Raw genomic sequence first — 21,743 nt, forward strand, 5'->3', positions numbered from 1 at the left:
CTCATAAAAAAAGCCGAATGATTGTCAAAAAGAACACTGTGACGAAAGTTCTAAGATTTATGTATTATTTAGCACTAACTAGTCAGGATAGTTTAAAGCTACTAGTTTTTTATTAACTGATAATCCATTACCTTTGTCGCGTTTTACAGTGAAATGTTGGCCTTACTTCAAAACGCCTACGGCATTTCATTTCTAGAACCTTACTTATTACCATACTAAAACTATTCTATGAAACTATATTTTGTTTTACTACTTTCGGCTATACTAAACTGTAGCTACGGACAAACCGCAAATACCTACTTTGAAAAAATAAGAAATAACGAAGCTGAATTAACTGCTTTTTTCAGTCAAATGCCTAAAGGAGGTGATTTACACCATCATTTTAGTGGATCTATTTATGCGGAGCCAATGCTGGAAGACGCTATAAAGGAAGACTTTTACTTGAACACAACCACTATGGAGGTTCTTAAAGATAAACCTAGTACAGGCAATTGGGAGCAATTTTCAACAATAAGTAAGCGTGGAGAGTTGTATGCATACAAGCAAAAGATCATGGAAAAATGGTCGGCTAAAGATTATAACGGCGTAAGCTACCCATCAGATAAATTGTTTTTTGAATCCTTTGGGAAATTTAGCCCTACGATACCAGGTCATTTTGCAGAAGGTTTATTAGAATTAAAAAACCGAGCCCTATCTGAAAATGTAAGCTATATTGAAACGCAATTATCTACGATTCCATCCGACCTTCAAACAACGGATTTGGTAGAATTTAATAGTTTGCTTAGGCAAGCTGCAGCTCAAAAAGACGAAAAAGCGGTAAAAAAAATATTGGAATCGCTATTTAAAACATTTCAAAAAAGAGATGCACAAAAGGATGCACTAAATTTCAATATTAATTTTGTTGCAAAAATGCACAAGGACTTGAAAATAGACGATGCTAGTTTTACTATGCGCTACCAAAACTTTGTTTTGCGCTTCATGGAGCCTGTTGACTTATTTAAAAACTTAGTTATTGCATTTATGTCTACTAACTCTAGTGATTTAATGGTTGGCGTAAATATTGTCTCTCCTGAAGATGCCGAAACCTCAATGAAAGATTATTGGCTACACATGGTTATGTTTAAGTATTGCCATAGTGTTTTCCCTTCTGTTAAATATGCTTTACATGCAGGAGAATTAACGCTGGGTTTAGTACAACCAGAAGACTTGACTTTTCATATCAATGACGCCGTTTATGTGGCGGGTGCAAACCGTATTGGTCACGGTGTAGATATCGCCTATGAAAAAAATTCCTATGCCTTATTAAAGTATATGGCCAAACAAGCTATTCCTATCGAAATTAATTTAGGGAGCAACGAATTTATTTTGAAAGTCAAAGAGAACCGTCATCCTATTTCATTGTACCGAGAATTTAATGTTCCTATCGTTATTAGTACCGATGATGCTGGGATTTTAAGAACTAATTTAACCGAACAATACGTTTTGTTAGCTAAAAGGTATCCTGATGTAAGCTACGCTGATATTAAACAATACGTCTATAACAGTATAAATTATAGTTTCATAAAGGAGGCTAAAGTGAAACAAGAGCTACTAAAAAATTTAGACCAAAGGTTTGCTACGTTCGAAGCTAATTTTCCTTTAAAATAAACCAGATGAATATTAAATTAATTGCCATTGGTAAGACTGACAATAAAGCATTACAAACTTTAATCGATGATTACACGAAACGTTTGTCGTTTTATATCAAATTTGATTTGGATATTATTCCCGACATCAAAAATGTAAAGAACTTATCAGAAAGTCAACAAAAAGAAAAAGAAGGTGAATTGATCCTATCTAAAATTACGGCTACTGATCAACTCATATTGTTGGATGAAAACGGAAAAAATTTCTCTAGTGTAGGATTTTCAGAGGAGTTACAGAAAAAGATGAATTCTGGTATTAAAACATTAGTATTTGTAATTGGAGGTCCTTACGGATTTTCGGATACGGTCTATGCTACAGCTCAAGGAAAAATATCGCTATCGCTAATGACCTTCTCGCATCAAATGGTACGTTTATTTTTTATTGAGCAATTGTATCGCGGATTTACGATCTTAAAAAATGAGCCTTATCATCATCAATAAAAGTAAATAACCTAACACCCTTTCTTTAGTAAATAAACTCTTCTCTATCTGTTGTGTTTAATTTCAAACTTTCGATAAAAATCTTATTCTGGAGATAGATTTCATAGCTCATGTTTTTATCAAACATAAGAACATAATGATTCCCTGGCTCATTAGATAAAAAGCTACTAAGCAACTCCTTTACTTTTTCTCTTGGAACAATATTATTTTCCAAAAGAATTTCACCACTTTTATTGAAATAAATGAAACGCCCATTAGGTTTTTCGATTTTATAATAAATCGTAGTAAAAGGAATAAATGCCATGTTTTTACCAATACTGTCAGCGTAAGCGTAAAAATTCTCGGCCTTTTCATTTTTATGTGCTTTCTCCTCTCGCTTTTTTTGTTGCAGTTTCATTACCTCAGGAATAACTAATCGTAAAGGCAAGCGCTTATCAATATTCAAAATCCAATTGGTCGAAATTATACTGTTCTTGCGGTTAACATCTGCTACGGTATCTTTTCCTTTCGTTCTAAAGAAAATATAAATAGGCGAATGATCAATGACATCAGCGACAAGAGTTACATCTGATTTAGGCAACAAAACAGCTTCTTTTTTTCCGCAGGAAAGCAAAAGAAATAAGGTAATTAGACTGTAGTATTTCATCTTATTTTTTTAATTTTAAATATAATTGAACCGCTTCGACTGCTTCTTTTACATCATGAACTCTTAAAATTGCAGCTCCTTTTGATAAAGCCACACCATTTAAAAAAGTGGTGCCATTGAGAGCTTCGTTGGCATTAGTACCTAAAAGTTTATAGATCATCGATTTTCTTGAAATCCCAGCTAAAACTGGTAAATCTAACAATTGAAACAATTCTAAATTGCGCAGTATCTCATAATTTTGATCCAAGGTCTTGGCAAAGCCAAAGCCGGGATCTATAATCAAGTCATTGATTCCTAAAGCACGCGCTTGGGCCACAACTTTTGAAAAATACAAAAGCATTTCTTTTATTACATCTTCGTAATCAGTTAACGTTTGCATAGTTTGTGGAGTGCCTCTCATGTGCATCATGATATAGGGAACTTTGTAAGCCGCAATAACTCCTAACATAGCGGCATCTAGATGACTTCCTGAAATATCATTAATTATGGCCGCGCCCTTGTCTAGAGCAACTTTTGCGACAGCACTTCTAAAAGTATCGACAGAAATAAGTGCATCAGGATAATGATCTAAAACTAATTTTATAACAGGGACTATCCGACTTATCTCCTCTTCTTGAGAAACAAAATCAGCGCCTGGCTTACTGGAATACGCACCAACATCGATAAAAGTGGCACCGTCCTCTAGCATTTTTTTTACTTGTGCTAGAATTTCTTGCTCATTTGAAAATTTACCTCCGTCATAAAAAGAATTGGGTGTTATGTTTAAAATCCCCATTACTTTAGGTTGTGATAAATCAATAAGTTGTCCTTTGCAATTTATAGTCATACCTTCTTTGTTTACTATTTCCGATTTTATATTTGGGCTATTTCAAAAGTTTAAAGACAATTTAGAAGCAACTTTACGCTTTAAACTTCAAAATTTTTTAAAATTTATCCCTATTTTTGAGCAAATTTTAGACAAATATACATCAATAATGAAGAATACTTCTCAAGAATATGATACTGTGGTGGCGATTTGTCGTTCCCTTTTTACCAATAAAATGACCGACTATGGGAGTGCTTGGCGCATTTTGCGTTTGCCTTCCCTAACCGATCAAATTTATATCAAAGCACAACGAATTCGTAGTTTACAAGAAAACGAAGTTCGAAAGATTGATGAAGACGAGTCAGGAGAATTCATCGGCATTATCAATTATTCTATCATGGCATTAATTCAGCTTGAGCTAGGAGTTGTCGATCAACCTGATTTAGAAGTAAAAAAAGCAACATCCTTATTTGATGCTAAAATACAGCTTACCAAGGAATTGATGGAAGCAAAAAATCATGACTATGGCGAAGCTTGGAGAGAAATGCGCGTTAGTTCGTTAACAGATCTAATTTTGCAAAAACTCCTTCGCGTAAAGCAAATCGAAGATAACAAAGGAAAAACTATCGTTTCAGAAGGTATTGATGCCAATTATCAAGACATGATCAACTACTCGATTTTTGCACTAATTTTAATGGGCTTCGGTCATCAAAACAAACAATAAATGAAAAATATAATTACTCAATTTTCTAGAATATTCGTTGGGATAGTGTTCATCATCTCAGGTTTAATTAAATTAAATGACCCAATAGGTTTCTCTTATAAACTAGCCGAATATTTTAGCGAGCCTGTGTTCAACTTGCCGTTTCTTGTACCTGCTGCCTTATCAATTGCGCTGTTTTTAGTAGTTGTTGAAGTAGTTTTAGGTGTTATGCTCCTAATAGGATACAAAGCTAAATTCACTATTTGGAGTTTATTACTCATGATTGTATTTTTCACCTTCCTTACGTTCTATTCTGCTTACTTTGACGTGGTCAAAGACTGTGGATGTTTTGGAGATGCTTTAAAACTAACACCTTGGCAATCTTTCACGAAGGACGTTGTGTTGCTTTTCTTTATTCTGATTATCTTTTTTAACAAGCAACTCATTCAGCCTCTTTTTGAAAAATCAGTACAAAATGTTTTAACCTATGCCAGCATTGTTTTATGTATGTTCATGGGTGTTTGGGTATTGAACCATTTACCATTAATCGATTTCAGACCATTCAAAGTAGGTAATAATATCCAAAAAGGAATGGAAATTCCCGAAGGTGCACCCAAGTCCGTTGTAGCGATGACGTTTATTTACAAAGTAAATGGAGTAGATCAAGAATTTACAGAAGATGACTTAATGAAACTTCCAGAAGGTGCAGAATTTGTCGATAGAAAAGACAAAGTGATTACCGAAGGATACGTACCTCCTATTCATGATTTTACTATGATGAAAGACGGTTCAGACTACAAAGAGGAACTTTTGTTGGAACCAAAACTTGTAATGATAGTAACCTACGATATTGCCATTGCAGAAGTAGGCGGAATGGAAAAAATGGAAAAGTTAAACCAAGATGCTAAAGCAAAAGGGTATAAAGTGATTGGAATGACCAACTCGACTGTCGAACAAATTGAAAAAGCAAAAAAGAAATATGGTTTTACCTTTGACTTTTACACTTGCGATGCGATAGCATTGAAAACCATCGAAAGAGCGAACCCAAGCATTGTCATACTTGACAAAGGAACAATCGTACAAAAGGTTCATTATAATGATTTAAAAGATTTAAAGCTGTAAAGCGTTTTATATCAACTTAAAAGTCCCACTGTAAACAATAACAGTGGGACTTTTTATTTTAAACACATTTTCCAAATTATTTTATCTTTTTAGAATAGTACTATCCGTGTTCTACTTATCGTATGTATAGCGAATTGCGTTAAAATACTAAAAACCTGCAATGAGAACAAAAACTATTACGATTGAATTGTTGTATGTGTATCAAAAAAGTAATGATTTAGTAAAAATAAAGCTGTAAATCAAAAAAGAACAAACTTTAAAGTCTATTCAAATTCTTTCCTTAACTTTGTTAAAATGAAAAAAATGAAAAAAACAATAGCACTTTTATTCGCTCTAGTAGCATTATCTTGTTCAAAAGGTAAAGATCAAAAAACAGAATTTTCAGAAAAAGCATTAGCTGAAACCCTTTTATCAGCAGATGGAAGTCAAGTTGGTTTTAAGGATATAATCGAAAAACACAAAGGTAAAACTGTGGTCATCGAAGTTTGGGCCTCTTGGTGTGGTGACTGCGTAAAGGCAATGCCAAAGACCAAAGAACTACAAGCTAATAACCAAGATATAGACTTTGTATTCGTATCCATGGACAAAGCTGTCGACAAATGGAAAACGGGAATGGAAAAACATGCCCTACAAGGTGATCATTATATGGCAAATGATCAAATGGAAGGTGTTTTTGCAAAAGCAATTGATTTAGATTGGATTCCTAGGTATATCATTCTAGATAAAACAGGTAAAATTGTTCTTTATAGAGCGATCGAAACTGATTTTGAAACAATCAACAAAACATTAGCAGAACTAAAATAAAAAACAACAACGAGAACAAACTAATTTAAGATCAGTTATAATGAGGAAAAAAATAGTAGCCGGAAACTGGAAAATGCATAAAAATGCAGAGCAAACAGAAGATTTATTAAATGATCTAATTTCAAAAATACCTACTGAAACCACTGTGGAAGTAATTGTAGCCCCTACTTTTGTAAATTTAGCATCGGCTGCTGCTCATTTAGAGTTTACTAATATTGCTGTCGCTGCCCAAAACATGCACCAAGCAGAAGGTGGTGCTTTTACAGGAGAAATTTCGGCTGACATGCTTAAAAGTGTTGGTGTAAACACCGTAATTTTAGGTCACTCAGAGCGACGAGCGCTATTTAATGAAACAGATGCGCTAATTGCAGATAAAGTAAATACCGCTGTAAAACATGAAATGACTGTTCTTTTTTGTTTTGGAGAAGAATTAAAAGACCGTCAATCTAAAAATCATTTTAACGTAGTTGAAAACCAATTAAAAGATGGTTTGTTTCATATTGAGGCAAAAGATTGGGATAAAATCGTTTTAGCTTACGAACCGGTTTGGGCCATTGGAACAGGTGAAACAGCATCTCCAGATCAAGCACAAGAAATGCACGAATTCATTAGAGAAACCGTTTTGAAAGCATTTGGTAAAGACATTGCCGAAAACGTATCGATACTTTACGGTGGAAGTGTAAAACCTGAAAACGCCAAAGAAATCTTCTCGAAACCCGATGTAGATGGTGGATTAATAGGTGGAGCAGCACTAAAAGCAGATGATTTCGTTGCAATTGTAACAGCAATCTAAACGATAAATTATAGCAAATAAAAAGCGGTGAATTATCACCGCTTTTTTTATATCCCTATCTCAACTTGAAAACGCAAATACCAATTGTTCTTTTTTGAACCGTCGATATAACTCAGAGTATCAAAAGTTAATTCTGTTTGTAATTTAAAGGTGTGTTCCCAAATGTATTTAGTAACACCAAACGAATATTGTTTGGTATTAGGTGCCAAAGCTCTGATGTCCTTCCCTACTGTTTGAGTAGAATAACGACCGATGATTTCATAATTAGAAGGAAAAATATAACTCAACTGATGATCAAAACCAGCTCCTACGAAAACAAAATTCGATTGGGTACTATCGTTGGGATCAACAGTAACAGCATTTTTTGGCGTTACTCTCGACATATAACTTGACATTGCTGCCCAACCGTTGTATTTTAGCATTGCATCCAACAGCAGCGATTTCATGGTACGAGCTTCAAACAAGTCATTTCCTAATTGCCCTTGTGCCCGTTTGGCTTGATTATTTTGCTGAAAAGCACCTGAAATAAGCAGTTTGGGTTTTTGCTCTCTAACAATATCACCTTCAAAATAGGTTCCGTCTTTTGTAAAAGCTCCTAACGGCATTAACTCAACTTTAGTCGTAACGGCAACACCAGCATCCGGATTATTAGTAAAATTTCGTCCTTCGCCTGTGGAAAGTGCTGCTTTAAAATTATACGAGAATCGATCTTTAAATTCATTAATATTGTGAACCTGAAACCCAAAGTCTCGATCAATTGTAAATTTTGCGTTGTTGATCGAACGATCAGTTAGCTGTAATCCGCCAGATGAATTGACACGCTGACGGTTTCCTGGCAATTTAGTTTGTCCAAAACTTAAATTCCAATGTTTGTTTGGTCGATAAAAAACAACGGCATCACGAATAATATTAATATTTTCGCCCTCCTTGATCTCTCCTACATCTCCTGGAGCGAAAGACAATTGGACAGCATAAAGAAATTTGGGATTTCCTACGTAACCATCTAACCGCAATCGTAAACGTCGTATTTGACCGTCATAAGCCGCATGATCATCTTCGTTTTGGATATAAGTAACCCGATTTTGCATTCTGAAACGAATATTTAATTGGTACAAACTATCTGGAGACGTAATCCCAATACCTTTTCCAAAACTGTAATAAGGCAATGCAGATAATTTTAAGTCATTGTCGTGTTTAGTCGGTTTGATGCTCACTTGAGCAAATCCAACCGTAAAGAATAGTAAAAACAGAAGTACGTATGTATTTTTCATTTGGCTAGTGTTGTAATGCAAATGTAAAATAAAATATAAATTACAAATGCGATTTAAATAGCGATTGTTACCTTTGCAAAAAAATAATACATGTCAAATAGCTATATAGGTTATCATTTTAACATTGAGCCAAGAGAAATGGGCTCTGAAATATTAATTGCTGAACTAGGGGAAACTGCTTTTGAAAGCTTTACAGAGACAGAAACCGGTATTTCTGCCTTTGTACAAAAGGAGTTGTGGGATGAAAATATTCTGGAGCATATCCAAATTTTACAATCGGAAGAATTTACAATCGATTACACCTTTGCCGAAATTGAACAAGTGAATTGGAATGAAGAATGGGAGAAAAACTTTGAACCTATTGACGTAGATGGTAAATGCCATGTGCGTGCTCCTTTTCATCCAAAAACGGAAGCTGAATTTGATATTGTAATCGAGCCAAAAATGAGTTTTGGTACAGGTCATCATGAAACTACACACATGATGATTCAACATTTACTAGAAACAGATGTGACTGGAATGAAAACATTAGACATGGGATGTGGAACTGCAATTTTAGCAATCTTAGCTGAAATGAAAGGAGCCCAACCTATTGACGCCATTGATATAGATAATTGGTGCTACTTGAATTCAATCGAAAATGGAGAACGCAATAATTGTAAACACCTGACGGTTTACGAAGGCGATGCCTCGTTATTAGTTGACCAAAAATATGATTTAATAATTGCTAACATTAACCGAAATATCCTTTTGAAGGATATGCAAAGCTATGTTAACTGCTTAAATCCAAAAGGAACACTTTTATTAAGTGGATTTTATGAGGAAGACATTCCTGCAATTGATGCGTGTTGCACTGACAAGGGATTAACGTATGTTAAAAAGTTCGTAAGAAACAACTGGACATCATTAAAATACGTAAATTAGCGTATAACTTTTTATTAATAACCAAAGTACAAAAACCTAAAAGATGAGTACTAAAGAAAAAATAAGAGAAAAGGTAAGTACTAGAGAAGTACCTACTATTAATAACGAAATTGTAGTTTACAATGATGATGTCAATACATTTGATCATGTAATTGACACGCTCATGCGCGTATGTGAGCACACACCTGAGCAAGCAGAGCAATGTTCACTAATTGTTCACTACAACGGGAAGTGTACCGTAAAAACGGGACCTTTAGACAAATTAAAACCGCAATGTACCTCATTGCTACAAGCTGGATTAAGTGCAGAGATAATCTAAACAACACTGTTTTTTTAGGATTTATAGGCATTATAACAGTCGATACTTTAAAAACATTCTATTTTATTCTATATTTGAATAAATTAGAATGTTTTTTTTATGGAAGAATACGGTAAAATACTCGTTGTTGCCATGCCTGTTTTCCTGCTTTTAATTATTATCGAAAAAATATACGGTAAATATAAAGGCGAGGATAGCGTTCCTTTAATGGATGGCGTGTCAAGTGTAAGTTCAGGAATAACCAATGCATTAAAAGATGTGATGGGACTTAGTATTACTTTTATCTCCTATGATTGGATGGTGTCAAAAATAGCATTGTTTAGTTTAGAATCAAATGCTAACACCTATATCCTAGCTTTTATAATCATTGATTTTTACGGATATTGGAATCACCGCATTGCACATCAAGTTAATTTTTTCTGGAATAAGCACGCCATACATCACAGTAGTGAAGAATTTAATTTGGCTTGCGCTTTACGACAATCTATATCTACTTTCGTTAATTTATTTACGTTTATACTCATTCCTGCAGCTATACTTGGAGTACCTGCAAAAGTGATCATCATTACGCTTCTCATTCAACTTTTTCTACAATTTTGGTACCACACGAAGCACATCAAAAAGCTGGGGGTTTTAGAGCACATTCTTGTTACTCCTTCCCACCACAGAGTGCACCATGCTATAAATCCAGAATATATCGATAAAAACCACTCGCAAATTTTCATTATTTGGGATAAATGGTTTGGAACTTTTCAAGACGAATTAGAAGCTGTTCCTCCCGTATATGGTATTACGAGACCTGCAGCAACATGGAATCCTATTAAAATCAATTTTCAGCATCTTGGACTCCTCCTATCTGATGCATGGAGAGCTGAAAAATGGCAAGACAAATTTACTATTTGGTTTAAACCTACCGGTTGGAGACCTGAGAACTTTGAAGTTAAATATCCCGTGAATAAAATTAGCGATGTGTATAATTTTCAGAAGTATGGCGCTGAAAATTCAACTAAAATGACCGTTTGGGCTGTGGTTCAATCTTTAATCACATTGGCCTTTGCAGCGTACTTGTTTAGCAATATTGGAAGCATTGGAGTGCCCAACCTTTTCGTTTACGGCTTTTTTATTTTCTTAACGATTTACAGCTATACCGAATTAATGGATAAAAGTAAATACGCTATTTACTGGGAAACTTTACGTCTCTTTTTAGGGTTAGGTATCTTATTCTATTTTGGAGATTGGTTTGGTTTAAACAGTTTATTCCAAGCATCTAATTATGTAATTACAACTTATCTACTGCTTTCATTTGCTGTTTCTCTTTATTTTGTAACTACTGAATTTAAGGAAAAGGAAACACTAGTATCAATTAGTACTACTTAATCATGAAATCTACATCACTTTTACAAACTTATATTGGAATAAGTATCCTTTACCTGCTACTAATAGTGCTAGGTCAAACCGAAATTGCGTGGTTTATGAAGCCGTTTTTAATTTCTTTTTTGATACTAGCAGTCTGGAAAGCTGCTCATTTTAAGACCAAAAAATTTTTACTTACTGCTTTGTTTTTTTCATGGATTGGAGATGGTGTATTACTTTTTGCTGATCGCGCTGAAATCTATTTTATCATAGGATTAGTCTCTTTTCTAGTCTCTCATTTGGTGTACATACTGCTTTTCACCAAACAAATAAAGAGAGAAAACACGAAAACTACAGCTGTTTTTTGGATTGGAGTTACAGTTATAATTAGCTACTTAATGATGATGTTATTCCTGTTGATACCCACTTTAGGTGACTTAAAAATTCCAGTATTTGTGTACGCTTTAGTGCTATCTACAATGCTTTTATTTGCATTCAAAGGCTTCTTTCTTTGGGACAAAAAGGCAGCATATTCCATTTTAATAGGAGCAGTTATTTTTGTGGCTTCGGATAGCATCTTAGCATTCGATAAGTTTTATCAAAAATTAGAACTAAGTTCCATCCTAATAATGTCTACGTACTTGGTAGCGCAATATTTAATCGTTAAAGGAGTATTGTTTTTAAATAAAAATGCCTAGCATTTTCCTTCTAGAAAATGCTAGGCAGTAAGCTAGTCGATAGGGATTTAATGAGGTAATTTACTTTTCACAACCCCATAAATGTAGGTGCCAAGTAAAGCGCCTACTAATACAATTATAACGCTTGTAAATCCGGCACCAATTAAAATATAAATGGGTCCTGGACAAGCACCTACTAAAGCCCAACCTAAACCAAAGAGTGTACCTCCTATTAAATAGCGCGCATTTCCTTTTTCTTTATCTGCTATCACAATAGGTAAACCATCGATATCTTTGATATTGTTTCTTTTTATAATTTGAATACCGATTACTCCTGTAACTACAGCCGTCATAATGATACCGTACATATGGAACGATTGAAACTGAAACATTTCATAAATACGGTACCACGAAATAGCTTCGGACTTTGTTAAAACGATTCCGAATACAAAACCTACTAGTATATATTTTATTACTTTCATAGTTTAAAAAATTAAGGGGAAAATTAAGTAGGCCATAAGTAAGCCACCAATAAAAAAGCCAATAACTGCTTTTAAGGAAGGGAGTTGTAAATTACTCAAGCCCGAAATCGCATGCCCTGAAGTACAACCACCAGCGTATCTCGTACCAAAACCAATTAGTAAACCACCAACAAGCAAGATGATAAGTCCTTTTGGAGATTCAAAAACTTGTTGCCCAAAAAGTAAATCAGGTGCAAGTTTACCATTAGGAGCATCAATTCCATAGGCAGCTAATTGCTCAATAGTATTCGGGTTTATGGCTACGTTAGATGGGTCACTCATAAAGTTCACGGCTACAAAACCTCCAAGCATTGCACCCAAGACTACTAGTAAATTCCAACGTTGTGATTTCCAATCGAAGTCAAAAAAAGCAGTTCGTTTTCCCGCACCCATGATACTACACATAGAACGAAGGTTAGACGACATTCCGAAGCTTTTACCGAAATAAGTTAGGGTTAGCATGATTAAACCAATTATAAAACCCGATACGTACCAAGGCCATGTTTGATAAATTAAATCCATAATTATATTTTATTTACGGCAAAGATAGGACAGTTATATTTTTCTGAATGTGAGAAATGTTACATTTCGAGCTTTCAACTAAAAATTCAAGTATAAATCGCCTTCACATGTAGCTGCTAAAGCTCTCATTTCAAGCCAAAACATTTATTGCTATATTAGTTGAAAAAAAATGTATTTGCGATCAAGTACTGTTCTTATTTGTGAACTAAAGTGAAATGCATCGTAGAAAATAGCTGAAATCTTAACCAAGAAACTAAGTTGTTCCTATTTCATTTTATAAATGTGCCAGCGGTAATTTTAACTTCAAAAAAAATAAAAATAGAATAGATGAAAATTTACTACTTATTAAATAGGATTCCTAATTGGAATTGTTGGTATTATTGTGTTTTTACCTTTTAATAGCATAGCCGAAATAGAAATCGAAAAGTGTACAAACTAAATCATAATTCAATTCAGAAAACTAGTGCCAAAAATCATGGTTGTTCCATTATAGCCGAATTAAAAATGGGAATACCCGAATATAAAAAAATAACTGATGAATAGTTACCAAAACGAAGCGGAAGAGGTTGGCGCACAAAAATGAAATACTAAAATGGAAAACAAATTAAAGACAAACCCAAACAGCTAAGAATTGCAAAAAACGGACAGAGACGTGGTGCATTCAAATTTGTTATTTGACTAATCAACACCTGAATTATACCGAACACCATTTAGAAACCACTCGCTCCAAGTCGGCAAAAATAATTGGTTTAGAAAGGTAATCGTCCATACCAGCTTCAAAACATTTTTCTTTCTCTCCTACTAGGATCCCAGCTGTTAAAGCAATTATAGGCACATTTTTGTAGCCTTCAAGCTGCCTAATTTCTGCTGTTGCTTCATAACCGTTTTTGACCGGCATTTGTATGTCCATAAAAATAACATCAATTTTCTCCAACTTACATTTCTCCACTCCTAATTCACCATTTAAGGCTTGATGTATTTCACAATTAGGCATTATTTTCTTTAGTAAAGTACGAGCAAGTAACATATTGATTTTGTTATCTTCCACCAACAAAACAGTCTTAACGTTTAAAAGTTGTAAAGCAATTGGATCGTTAATAATAGTTGCACCTACAGCTGTACTTGTCGCATTTAAAAAACTTTTAAATGCGACAGTAAAGAAAAATTCACTACCAACACCTACTTTTGACTTCAGCTCTAATTGGCTACCCATTAAATCAAGTAACTGATTGGAAATAGACAAACCTAGACCTGTTCCTCCAAACTTTCTACTCGTTGAATTATCTTCTTGAACAAAGGATTTGAAAATTTTGCTATTACTGTGAGATTTGATTCCGATTCCGGTATCCTTTACAGAGAACAATACTTGTACCTGATCTTCGTTGCTTTTTGGAACTAGTTTGACAGTAAATAAAACCTCTCCTCGTTCCGTAAATTTAAGTGCGTTCCCTACTAAATTTACTATTATTTGTTTCAGCTTTACCTCATCACCCATCACCCATTCCGGAATCTCTTTATCAAATTCGAAGGAAAGGACTATTTTTTTCTGGGCTGCTTGTTGCATAAACAAATTAATTGCTTTGTTGCAAAGATCGTATAGGTTAACTTTTTCGATATCTAGTTCAACAGTACCCGATTCAATTTTTGAAAAATCAAGAACATCATTTACGATTCGCATTAAACTATTGGCAGACTCATTGACCGTATTGATGTACTGTTTTCGAACCTTTTTAGGATTTTTTTCTTTCAACAAAGAAGAAAACCCAATAATACCATTTAGAGGCGTACGGATTTCATGGCTCATGTTAGCCAAAAATTGTGTTTTTGCTTTATTAGCAAATTCAGCTTGATCCTTAGCCTTTCTAATTTCATTTTGCATTACTTTTTGCTTCGTAATGTCAATCACACTTAATACAATTTCAACAATAGTTCCGTTTTCATCCCAAAGCGGAAAACCGTTCATTTGAACCCAAATAGTTTTTTTACTTTTTCCGGCATTGATACCAACAGTTAAGTTTTTAATTGGCTCATTAGTACGAAGAATTTGATTGACTACATGATCATCGGTTAGGATTTTCTTCTTATTTTCATCTACATAAGTTAAGCTTTCGATTAAGTTCTTTAAATCATCTTTGTTATCAATGGTAGTATTAAGGAGCTCTAGTATTTTATCGTTACTAGTCAATATTGTTTTATCTGGTCTGTATACAATTATTGCCGCTTCAAGATTGCTTAATAATCCTCGGTATCTTTTTTTACTTCTCAGTAATGATTCTTCAATATTTTTGGTCGCTGTTACATCTCTTGACAAACAAATAAACAGCGTTTCCTTAAACTTTTTAGCATCTAATTTTGAAATCGATAATTCGAACCAATGGATACCTGATTCCAACTCTAACCAATATTGCTTGCCGGTTGAAATTCCTTTATCATATGCCTCGATTATTGCTAAATCTATCACTTCCACAGCATGTAAAGGCAAAATTTCTCTATACTCTTTTCCAATAAAATATTTAGACGGTGTCGTCAATAAGTTATCACTGTGAGAATGATAACTCACGATTATTCCTTCACCACTAATCTCAAATAGTAAATCAGGTAAGGCATCAAACACCCCTTTTAATCTGGTATTTACTTTCTTGAACTCTTCCTCAGCTTTTTTGATTTCGGTAATATCTAACATGGAACCCAATATCTTTATCGGAACTAAATTTTCGTCTCGAATAATGATATCTCGCTCATAAAAATAGCCATAAGTATTATCGTTTTTTAGAAATCTAAATTCTGCCGCCCAATAATTTTTCTTTTCAGCAACAACTAATTCAAATGAGTCAATAACTCTCCTCTTATCATCAGGATGCAAACGAGAACGCCACAACTTTTGATTTTCAGCAGGAGAGGATTCATCATCATAAAAACCTAAAATCTCATTGTAACTTTTGTTATGCCAACTTGTACCATCTTCCAAATTAAGTTCAAAAACAATATCATTTGTGGTAGAAGCAATTTTTTCGAATCGCTCATTAGATACTCTTAATTCTTGCTCAATAATTTTATGAATGGTAATATCAGTCATTGTACCAATATAACCCACCACTGTACCACTTGCATCTTTTTCGGCTACGGCAGTACCTAAAACCCAAATGCAATTTTGATTAGGCTGCACAAATCTAAATTCAATATGTTGTTCAGCCCCAGTACGAATTAGCTCATCCCACAGCACGCGTAAATTTTCGCGGTCAGCTTCGTGTACCGCATGAAACCAACCTTGCTCAATAATTTCGACATGACTCAACCCCAGAATTTTTACTGTATTCGAGTTAACAAAAGTGATATTACCATAATAATCAGAACGGAATATTCCAACAGGAGAAACTTCTGCTAACGTGTGATACCTACGTTCGCTTTCTACCAACTCTTTTTCTGTCTCGTTTCTTAACCTTTCTTTTTCGAAAATTTCCAAAGCAAAAGCTACATCACCTGTAGCTTCTCTTAGTAATGAGATTTCGGTAGTATCAAAAAAATCTTTTTCTTCAGCATAAAAGGCAAAAGAACCAATCGCACGTCCAAATGTGATGATTGGTAATGCAATCATAGATTTAATACCTTTACTCTGCGCTTCTGTACTCCATGGCGCCATAACTGCATCGGTCTCAATGTCATTACTTACCACATATTTCCCACTGTTTATGGCTGTAAAACAAGGACCAGTACCAAATTGATTGATGTAATTTTCGGTCAAGGGTACTTGTTCCAAATATTGTTCATCGTCACCTGCAATCATTACATGATCAATCTTTTTGGTAGTTGGATTTACCAGGCCAATCCAGGCCGTTTTAAATTTACCGAAGTCTACAGCAATTGTGCACGCTTCTTTAAATAACGTCTCTTGATCTTTTGTCCTTACAATCATTTGATTGATCTGGCTAATAAATTGATACAATCTATTTGCTTTTAAAACCTTATGATTTGCATTTACCTTATCGGTAATATCCGTTATCACCCCATGACAAATAACAGTACCCTCAGGCTCACGTACAGGCAGCGAATTTACTTCATGCCAAATCAGTCCCTTTTTTGGGTGTCTGTAACGATACTCATGTTGTAAGGGGACAAACTTAGTTTTTGTAGTAATGATTTTTTCTAACAAAAGCGAAATATCTTCAAAATGTACACTTGAAAATACTAAGTTAGGATCTTTATCTACTTCTTCAAAAGTATAACCACACAAGGCTTTCATGGCGCTACTAGCATAGGGAAAACAAAAAGTTCCATCCTTTTTTTGTCGCATCGAATAAATCATTCCAGGAGAGGTAGCTGCTATATTTAAAAACTTTGTTCGCTCAGCAAATAAAATTTCCTTTGCCTCAATTCGAGCCGTAACATCTCTACAATTCAAAATTACTCCTTGCACAGCGGGATCCTGCAGTTTATTGACTAAGGTACCTTCTAACCAAATTAAATGTCCTTGTTTGTGTATAATTTGAAGTAAAACACTAATTACTTCATCTGGCTTATCAAATGCAACTTGGAATTTATCGTTATAATATTCTAAAAAAGGAGGATTAATAAATGCTGACAATGATAAAACGCTAAGCTCCTCTGCGGAATATCCTGTAATTTTTAAGGCAGCTTCTGACCTAAATATTACTTCTTTATTGCGATCAAATACTGAAATTACTTCTTGATTGTATTTGACCAAAGCTCTAAATTTTTGTTCGCTACGCTCTAATTCTTGAGATACAGTCTTCTTTTCAGTTATATCCTTAAAGAAAACAGAAATACCATTGGGGGAAGGATAGATGTGATTTTCAAACCATAATTCATAATTTGGATAATATTGTTCCATACAAATGTATTCTTGGTCTTCAAATGCTTTGTGATACGCATCGTAAAACTCTAAGTCTACAGCCTTTGGGAATACATCCCACACGCATTTACCTAAGACATCATTAGCATTGCAGCCCAACAATTCGGCTGCCTTTTTATTCATGTACGTATAACACCAATTGGCATCAAGCGCTATAAAAGCATCAGTAATTCTTTCGAAAATACAGAAATGGATGTCTTCTTGAATAGCTACATCCTTTGGCTCATTGACACTCTCCAAATCCGTTCTATCCAACTCCAAGGCAGCTGCAGCCTGTTCCAAGGCTGTTACTTTCTTTTCTAGAGCTTCATAAGAGAGCTTTTTTTCTTCCATAATCAGTATTATAAGTCACAAATCGTTGCTTACATTAAATGTTTACTAAAGATAATATAAATTTGAAAAAGACAACCATTATTATAATTAAAATAGTACAGAAATTAAATTATATATAGCGAGACAATTTAAAAGAAGCTTACGAACCTATTATTTACCTTCCTTTTTTATTTAGTAGTCAAAATTTAAAGATTTTTTTTATGTTCCAACTGAAGCAATAAAGTTCTAACTATATTTGTTCTTTAAACTTTTCAACCCAAGGAATTGTTGAACTAACTACTGCGAAATAAACAAACTAAAAATGAAAAAAATAATAGCGTTTCTCTCTCTTATAGTACTTACTGCTTCTTGTGTAAGTACAAAATCTTCTATTAAAAATATAGATGACAATGCACCAACTCCCCGATTGATTAATAGCAGCACTTTTTTACTTAGTGAATATAGTAAAGATAAAAAATACGGCTACGACAAAGATTATCCAATTAATGTTTTTTTTATGAGCACGCGGAACGATACTATTAATCAAGCGCGTTTTTTAAATGCTTTGGCTGGACCTAATGGCGAAAAAATATCCTATACTAAAGTTGAAAGCTGTTGCCCTTTTCCGACTAAAAGAAGTGAAATGGGAGCTGGATTTCTTGATGTTTATGAAATACAATGGGTTGGACAAAAAAATGCAATTAAACTGTATATGAACTGTTATGAAAAAGGTGCTTTGCTAGTACCTGTGGGGCTTACCATAAAAAAATAAGACGCGTTTTTACTGTGTAGTTAGCCCTGATAGTAGCGGTATCCTTGCTGTTTTTTCTTTAAAAACAGCAAGATTCAAGCGGATAGCAGGAAAGAGCTCCTAACAACTAACTCCTTCTCTATAAAAAAAGTTAAATCGTAAAGGGTAAATCGTAAATCATAACTACCTTTGCAACTCCAAAATAACACACTATGAACATACAACATATTCCACAAATTAAACACACAGATAGCGGTAATTTCTTTTTATTAGCAGGTCCTTGTGCCATTGAAGGTGAAGAAATGGCAATGCGAATTGCCGAAAAATTGGTAGGTATTACCGATGATTTAAAAATACCTTTCGTTTTTAAAGGCTCATTCAAAAAAGCAAATCGTTCGAGAATTGATAGTTTCTCTGGTATTGGTGACGAGAAAGCCTTAAAAATTTTGAGAAAAGTTTCAGAAACTTTTAATGTGCCAACGGTGACAGATATTCATACTAATGAAGATGCTGCGATGGCTGCACAATATGTGGACATTCTTCAAATTCCTGCTTTTTTAGTACGTCAAACTGATTTAGTAGTGGCTGCTGCCAACACTGGAAAAGTGGTGAATTTAAAAAAAGGGCAATTTATGAGCCCGGAAAGTATGAAACACGCCGTACAAAAAGTTTTAGATTGCCAGAATGAGAATGTAATGGTTACGGATCGTGGTACCATGTTTGGATACCAAGATATGATCGTAGATTACCGTGGCATCCCAACCATGCAACAATATGCAACTACGGTATTAGATGTAACACACTCGCTACAACAACCCAACCAAACGATAGGTGTAACTGGTGGACGCCCTGACATGATTGAAACGGTGGCCAAAGCAGGAATCGCCGTAGGTGTAGACGGTATATTCATAGAAACTCATTTTGATCCCGCTAATGCAAAAAGTGATGGTGCTAACATGCTTCACTTAGATTATTTTGAATCCTTAATGAAAAAACTAGTTGCTATTAGACAAACTATAAATCAGTTTTAATTTCTTATCAATCATTCATTGAAAAATATATTTACATACGCAGCATTCCTAGCCCTATTGGTTTCAAATAGTATGGTGGCTCAAGAAGAAATCAAAATACAAGAAAGATACACGGCACATAACAAAGGAAAGTTTTTCGTGTCATGGGGAGGAAATCGAGAAAGCTATAGCAAGTCAGATATTACCTTTACGGGTAAGGATTATAATTTTACACTTGAAAATGCCGTTGCTCAAGACAAACCTAAAGGTTGGCACATTGATTATGTTAATCCTGCAAGAATGACAATCCCACAAACTAATTTTAGAATGGGATATTTCGTAAACGATCATTACAGCATCGCTATTGGAGTGGATCACATGAAATATGTACTAAAACAAGATCAAGTAGCGCAAATCAATGGCTTTTATCCCAACCCTGGTACCTATGATGAGTTAATCGTAGGACAACCCAATAGTATTAAAATAACCGACAAATTCTTGCAATTCGAACATACTGACGGTTTGAACTACGTGAATACGGAGATTTCTAGACATGATGATATTTCATCACTTTTTAGAATAACGAATACAGATAAAATTCAAGTGAACCTGACTGAGGGTGTTGGTTTTGGCTTGCTATATCCAAAGACTAATGCAACGCTATTAGGAAAAGAAAGGCATGATGATTTTCACGTTTCTGGTTTTGGAACCTCATTAAAAGCGGGTTTAAATCTAACTTTTTTCAAGCATTTTTATGTACAAGGTGAAATAAAAGGAGGATATATCAATATGCAAGATATTAAAACGACCAAAAGCAATGATGACAAGGCTTCACAAGACTTCTTCTTTTTACAAAGACTTATCGCATTTGGAGGGATTTTTAAAATTTAAATTACTACCTTACAAATTATTAGGCTGTTGTTTTACAACGGCCTTTTTTATGTCAATTCCCAAATCTATTTATTTTTTATATCCAATTTTAAATTGGAAATAAATTGTTAGATTTGACTAAATTTGTTTGTACCGTTTTACTTATCATTTACAAAGTCAATAAATTAACTTTTATTTTTAACAGTAATTAGCCCCTTTTTTAAATGAATAAAACTAAAAACACTACTGAACCCGAGCTCGATTACAACTTTGATAATTTCTTTAATATTTCAGCTGACTTTATCTGTATCGCTGGATTTGATGGATACTTCAAGAGAATAAATCCCGCTGTTTCCCAAACTTTAGGTTTTACTGAAGCGGAGCTTTATTCCAGACCAATAAGTAGTTTTGTTTACGAACAAGATTTAAAAATTACAATTGAAACTAGAGAGCAAGTCTACAAGAACAATCCACTATTAAATTTTGAAAATCGCTACCTTACTAAAAAAGGAGAGATTGTTTGGTTGTCTTGGACCTCGATGCCTGTAGAATCAGAAAAGTTAGTCTATGCCATTGCCAAAAATATTACGCATAAAAAGAAAATTGAAGAGGAACGCAATTTCCTTTTAACCAAATTAACACAAATCAATAAAGAACTTACCTTATTTTCGCGCAAAACATCACATGATTTAAAATCACCAGTGAATAATATGCTGTCCGTTTTTAGCCTCATTGATGTAGGAACCATCCAAGATCCCGAAACGCTAGAATTAGTAAATATTTTAAAACTTACGAGTGAAAACTTAAAACACACGCTTAACAACTCCATTGATCAACTGATTGAAAATGATAGTTTGAATACACAAATTGAGGTCATTAACTTGCAAGATGCTCTCGACATTGTTTTAAGCTCAATCAACTCACTTGTACAGGACTCAAAAGCAATAATCAACGTTGATTTTAGCGCATTTGATACCATTAATTTCAATCCGAGTTATTTACAAAGTGTGTTTTTAAATTTGATTACCAACTCTATTAAATATGCTAAATCCGATAGCGCTCCTGTAATTACGATTAAAACTACACTAGTTAATGGAATAAAACAGCTCCTATTTTCAGATGAGGGAATAGGATTTGATATGGATTTGGTAAAAGATAAAATATTTGGGCTTTATGAAAAATTTCATAATAACCAAGATAGTAATGGTATTGGATTATATTTGGTTTACAATCACATCACTAGTTTAGGTGGGCAAATAAAGGTAGAAAGTAAAATAAATGAAGGTGCTACTTTCACAATTTCTTTCAAACGAGAATAAACTGTGAGGGTAACACCTTCAATAT

At 34.1% G+C, this 21,743-nt stretch carries 20 protein-coding genes; 14 read left to right on the forward strand and 6 right to left on the reverse strand.

Annotated features, from left to right (window positions below; translation table 11 throughout):
- The first annotated feature begins 228 nt into the window (after positions 1-228).
- Positions 229-1,647 (forward strand): amidohydrolase family protein, encoded by a 1,419-nt coding sequence (locus tag ACZ2G0_RS13185; protein ID WP_470307987.1) that lies wholly within the window; start codon positions 229-231, stop codon positions 1,645-1,647.
- A gap of 5 nt (positions 1,648-1,652) precedes the next feature.
- Positions 1,653-2,126, forward strand: a complete 474-nt coding sequence (rlmH, locus tag ACZ2G0_RS13190; RefSeq protein ID WP_470307988.1) for a 23S rRNA (pseudouridine(1915)-N(3))-methyltransferase RlmH — start codon at positions 1,653-1,655, stop codon at positions 2,124-2,126.
- A 25-nt stretch (positions 2,127-2,151) separates the two neighbouring features.
- Here rlmH and ACZ2G0_RS13195 read toward each other — a convergent pair whose 3' ends face one another.
- On the reverse strand, positions 2,152-2,772 hold the full coding sequence (locus tag ACZ2G0_RS13195; protein WP_470307989.1) for a hypothetical protein: 621 nt from the start codon (positions 2,770-2,772) through the stop codon (positions 2,152-2,154).
- 1 nt (position 2,773) lies between these two features.
- Positions 2,774-3,598 carry a dihydropteroate synthase gene (gene folP / locus ACZ2G0_RS13200; protein WP_470307990.1) on the reverse strand — a complete coding sequence of 275 codons (825 nt, stop codon included), beginning with the start codon at positions 3,596-3,598 and terminating at the stop codon, positions 2,774-2,776.
- Positions 3,599-3,746: 148 nt separating this feature from the next.
- Here folP and ACZ2G0_RS13205 point away from each other — a divergent pair, with 148 nt between their 5' ends.
- The 4 genes from ACZ2G0_RS13205 (at position 3,747) to tpiA (ending at position 6,999) form a co-directional block, all read left to right on the forward strand.
- Positions 3,747-4,301, forward strand: a complete 555-nt coding sequence (locus ACZ2G0_RS13205; RefSeq protein ID WP_470307991.1) for a DUF1599 domain-containing protein — start codon at positions 3,747-3,749, stop codon at positions 4,299-4,301.
- Entirely contained in the window at positions 4,302-5,402 is a 1,101-nt protein-coding gene (locus ACZ2G0_RS13210) for a BT_3928 family protein (RefSeq protein WP_470307992.1), read from the forward strand.
- A 303-nt stretch (positions 5,403-5,705) separates the two neighbouring features.
- Complete coding sequence (locus ACZ2G0_RS13215) at positions 5,706-6,206, forward strand: TlpA family protein disulfide reductase (protein WP_470307993.1); 501 nt, start codon at positions 5,706-5,708, stop codon at positions 6,204-6,206.
- 40 nt (positions 6,207-6,246) lie between these two features.
- Complete coding sequence (tpiA, locus tag ACZ2G0_RS13220; RefSeq protein WP_470307994.1) at positions 6,247-6,999, forward strand: triose-phosphate isomerase; 753 nt, start codon at positions 6,247-6,249, stop codon at positions 6,997-6,999.
- A 47-nt stretch (positions 7,000-7,046) separates the two neighbouring features.
- Here the strand turns inward: tpiA and ACZ2G0_RS13225 are convergent, their stop codons facing one another.
- A complete protein-coding gene (locus tag ACZ2G0_RS13225) occupies positions 7,047-8,270 on the reverse strand; it encodes a porin (RefSeq protein ID WP_470307995.1) in 1,224 nt (407 codons plus the stop codon).
- Between the two features lie 90 nt (positions 8,271-8,360).
- On the opposite strand from ACZ2G0_RS13225, the gene prmA reads away from it, so the two are divergent.
- From prmA to ACZ2G0_RS13245, 4 genes are all read left to right on the forward strand, one after another.
- On the forward strand, positions 8,361-9,194 hold the full coding sequence (gene prmA / locus ACZ2G0_RS13230; RefSeq protein ID WP_470307996.1) for a 50S ribosomal protein L11 methyltransferase: 834 nt from the start codon (positions 8,361-8,363) through the stop codon (positions 9,192-9,194).
- Between the two features lie 43 nt (positions 9,195-9,237).
- Entirely contained in the window at positions 9,238-9,513 is a 276-nt protein-coding gene (locus tag ACZ2G0_RS13235; protein WP_470307997.1) for an ATP-dependent Clp protease adaptor ClpS, read from the forward strand.
- 99 nt (positions 9,514-9,612) lie between these two features.
- Positions 9,613-10,890: a sterol desaturase family protein gene (locus ACZ2G0_RS13240; protein WP_470307998.1), complete on the forward strand. Its 1,278-nt coding sequence runs from the start codon at positions 9,613-9,615 to the stop codon at positions 10,888-10,890.
- 2 nt (positions 10,891-10,892) lie between these two features.
- Complete coding sequence (locus ACZ2G0_RS13245) at positions 10,893-11,564, forward strand: lysoplasmalogenase (protein ID WP_470307999.1); 672 nt, start codon at positions 10,893-10,895, stop codon at positions 11,562-11,564.
- A 47-nt stretch (positions 11,565-11,611) separates the two neighbouring features.
- Here the strand turns inward: ACZ2G0_RS13245 and ACZ2G0_RS13250 are convergent, their stop codons facing one another.
- From ACZ2G0_RS13250 to ACZ2G0_RS13260, 3 genes are all read right to left on the reverse strand, one after another.
- Positions 11,612-12,025 carry a DUF6691 family protein gene (locus ACZ2G0_RS13250; protein ID WP_470308000.1) on the reverse strand — a complete coding sequence of 138 codons (414 nt, stop codon included), beginning with the start codon at positions 12,023-12,025 and terminating at the stop codon, positions 11,612-11,614.
- A 3-nt stretch (positions 12,026-12,028) separates the two neighbouring features.
- The gene (locus tag ACZ2G0_RS13255) at positions 12,029-12,586 is read right to left on the reverse strand and encodes a YeeE/YedE family protein (protein WP_470308001.1); all 558 of its coding nucleotides are present in this window, start codon (positions 12,584-12,586) and stop codon (positions 12,029-12,031) included.
- 694 nt (positions 12,587-13,280) lie between these two features.
- A complete protein-coding gene (locus tag ACZ2G0_RS13260; RefSeq protein WP_470308002.1) occupies positions 13,281-17,789 on the reverse strand; it encodes a PAS domain S-box protein in 4,509 nt (1,502 codons plus the stop codon).
- Positions 17,790-18,090: 301 nt separating this feature from the next.
- On the opposite strand from ACZ2G0_RS13260, the gene ACZ2G0_RS13265 reads away from it, so the two are divergent.
- The 4 genes from ACZ2G0_RS13265 (at position 18,091) to ACZ2G0_RS13280 (ending at position 21,718) form a co-directional block, all read left to right on the forward strand.
- Positions 18,091-18,540 (forward strand): 2-dehydro-3-deoxyphosphooctonate aldolase, encoded by a 450-nt coding sequence (locus tag ACZ2G0_RS13265; protein ID WP_470308003.1) that lies wholly within the window; start codon positions 18,091-18,093, stop codon positions 18,538-18,540.
- Between the two features lie 191 nt (positions 18,541-18,731).
- Positions 18,732-19,550 carry a 3-deoxy-8-phosphooctulonate synthase gene (gene kdsA / locus ACZ2G0_RS13270; protein WP_470308004.1) on the forward strand — a complete coding sequence of 273 codons (819 nt, stop codon included), beginning with the start codon at positions 18,732-18,734 and terminating at the stop codon, positions 19,548-19,550.
- An 18-nt stretch (positions 19,551-19,568) separates the two neighbouring features.
- Positions 19,569-20,420: a hypothetical protein gene (locus ACZ2G0_RS13275; RefSeq protein ID WP_470308005.1), complete on the forward strand. Its 852-nt coding sequence runs from the start codon at positions 19,569-19,571 to the stop codon at positions 20,418-20,420.
- A gap of 203 nt (positions 20,421-20,623) precedes the next feature.
- Positions 20,624-21,718, forward strand: coding sequence for a PAS domain-containing sensor histidine kinase (locus tag ACZ2G0_RS13280; RefSeq protein WP_470308006.1), 1,095 nt, complete (start codon positions 20,624-20,626; stop codon positions 21,716-21,718).
- Positions 21,719-21,743 lie beyond the last annotated feature (25 nt).

The sequence above is a fragment of the Flavobacterium sp. KKT103 genome (genome assembly GCF_055640565.1).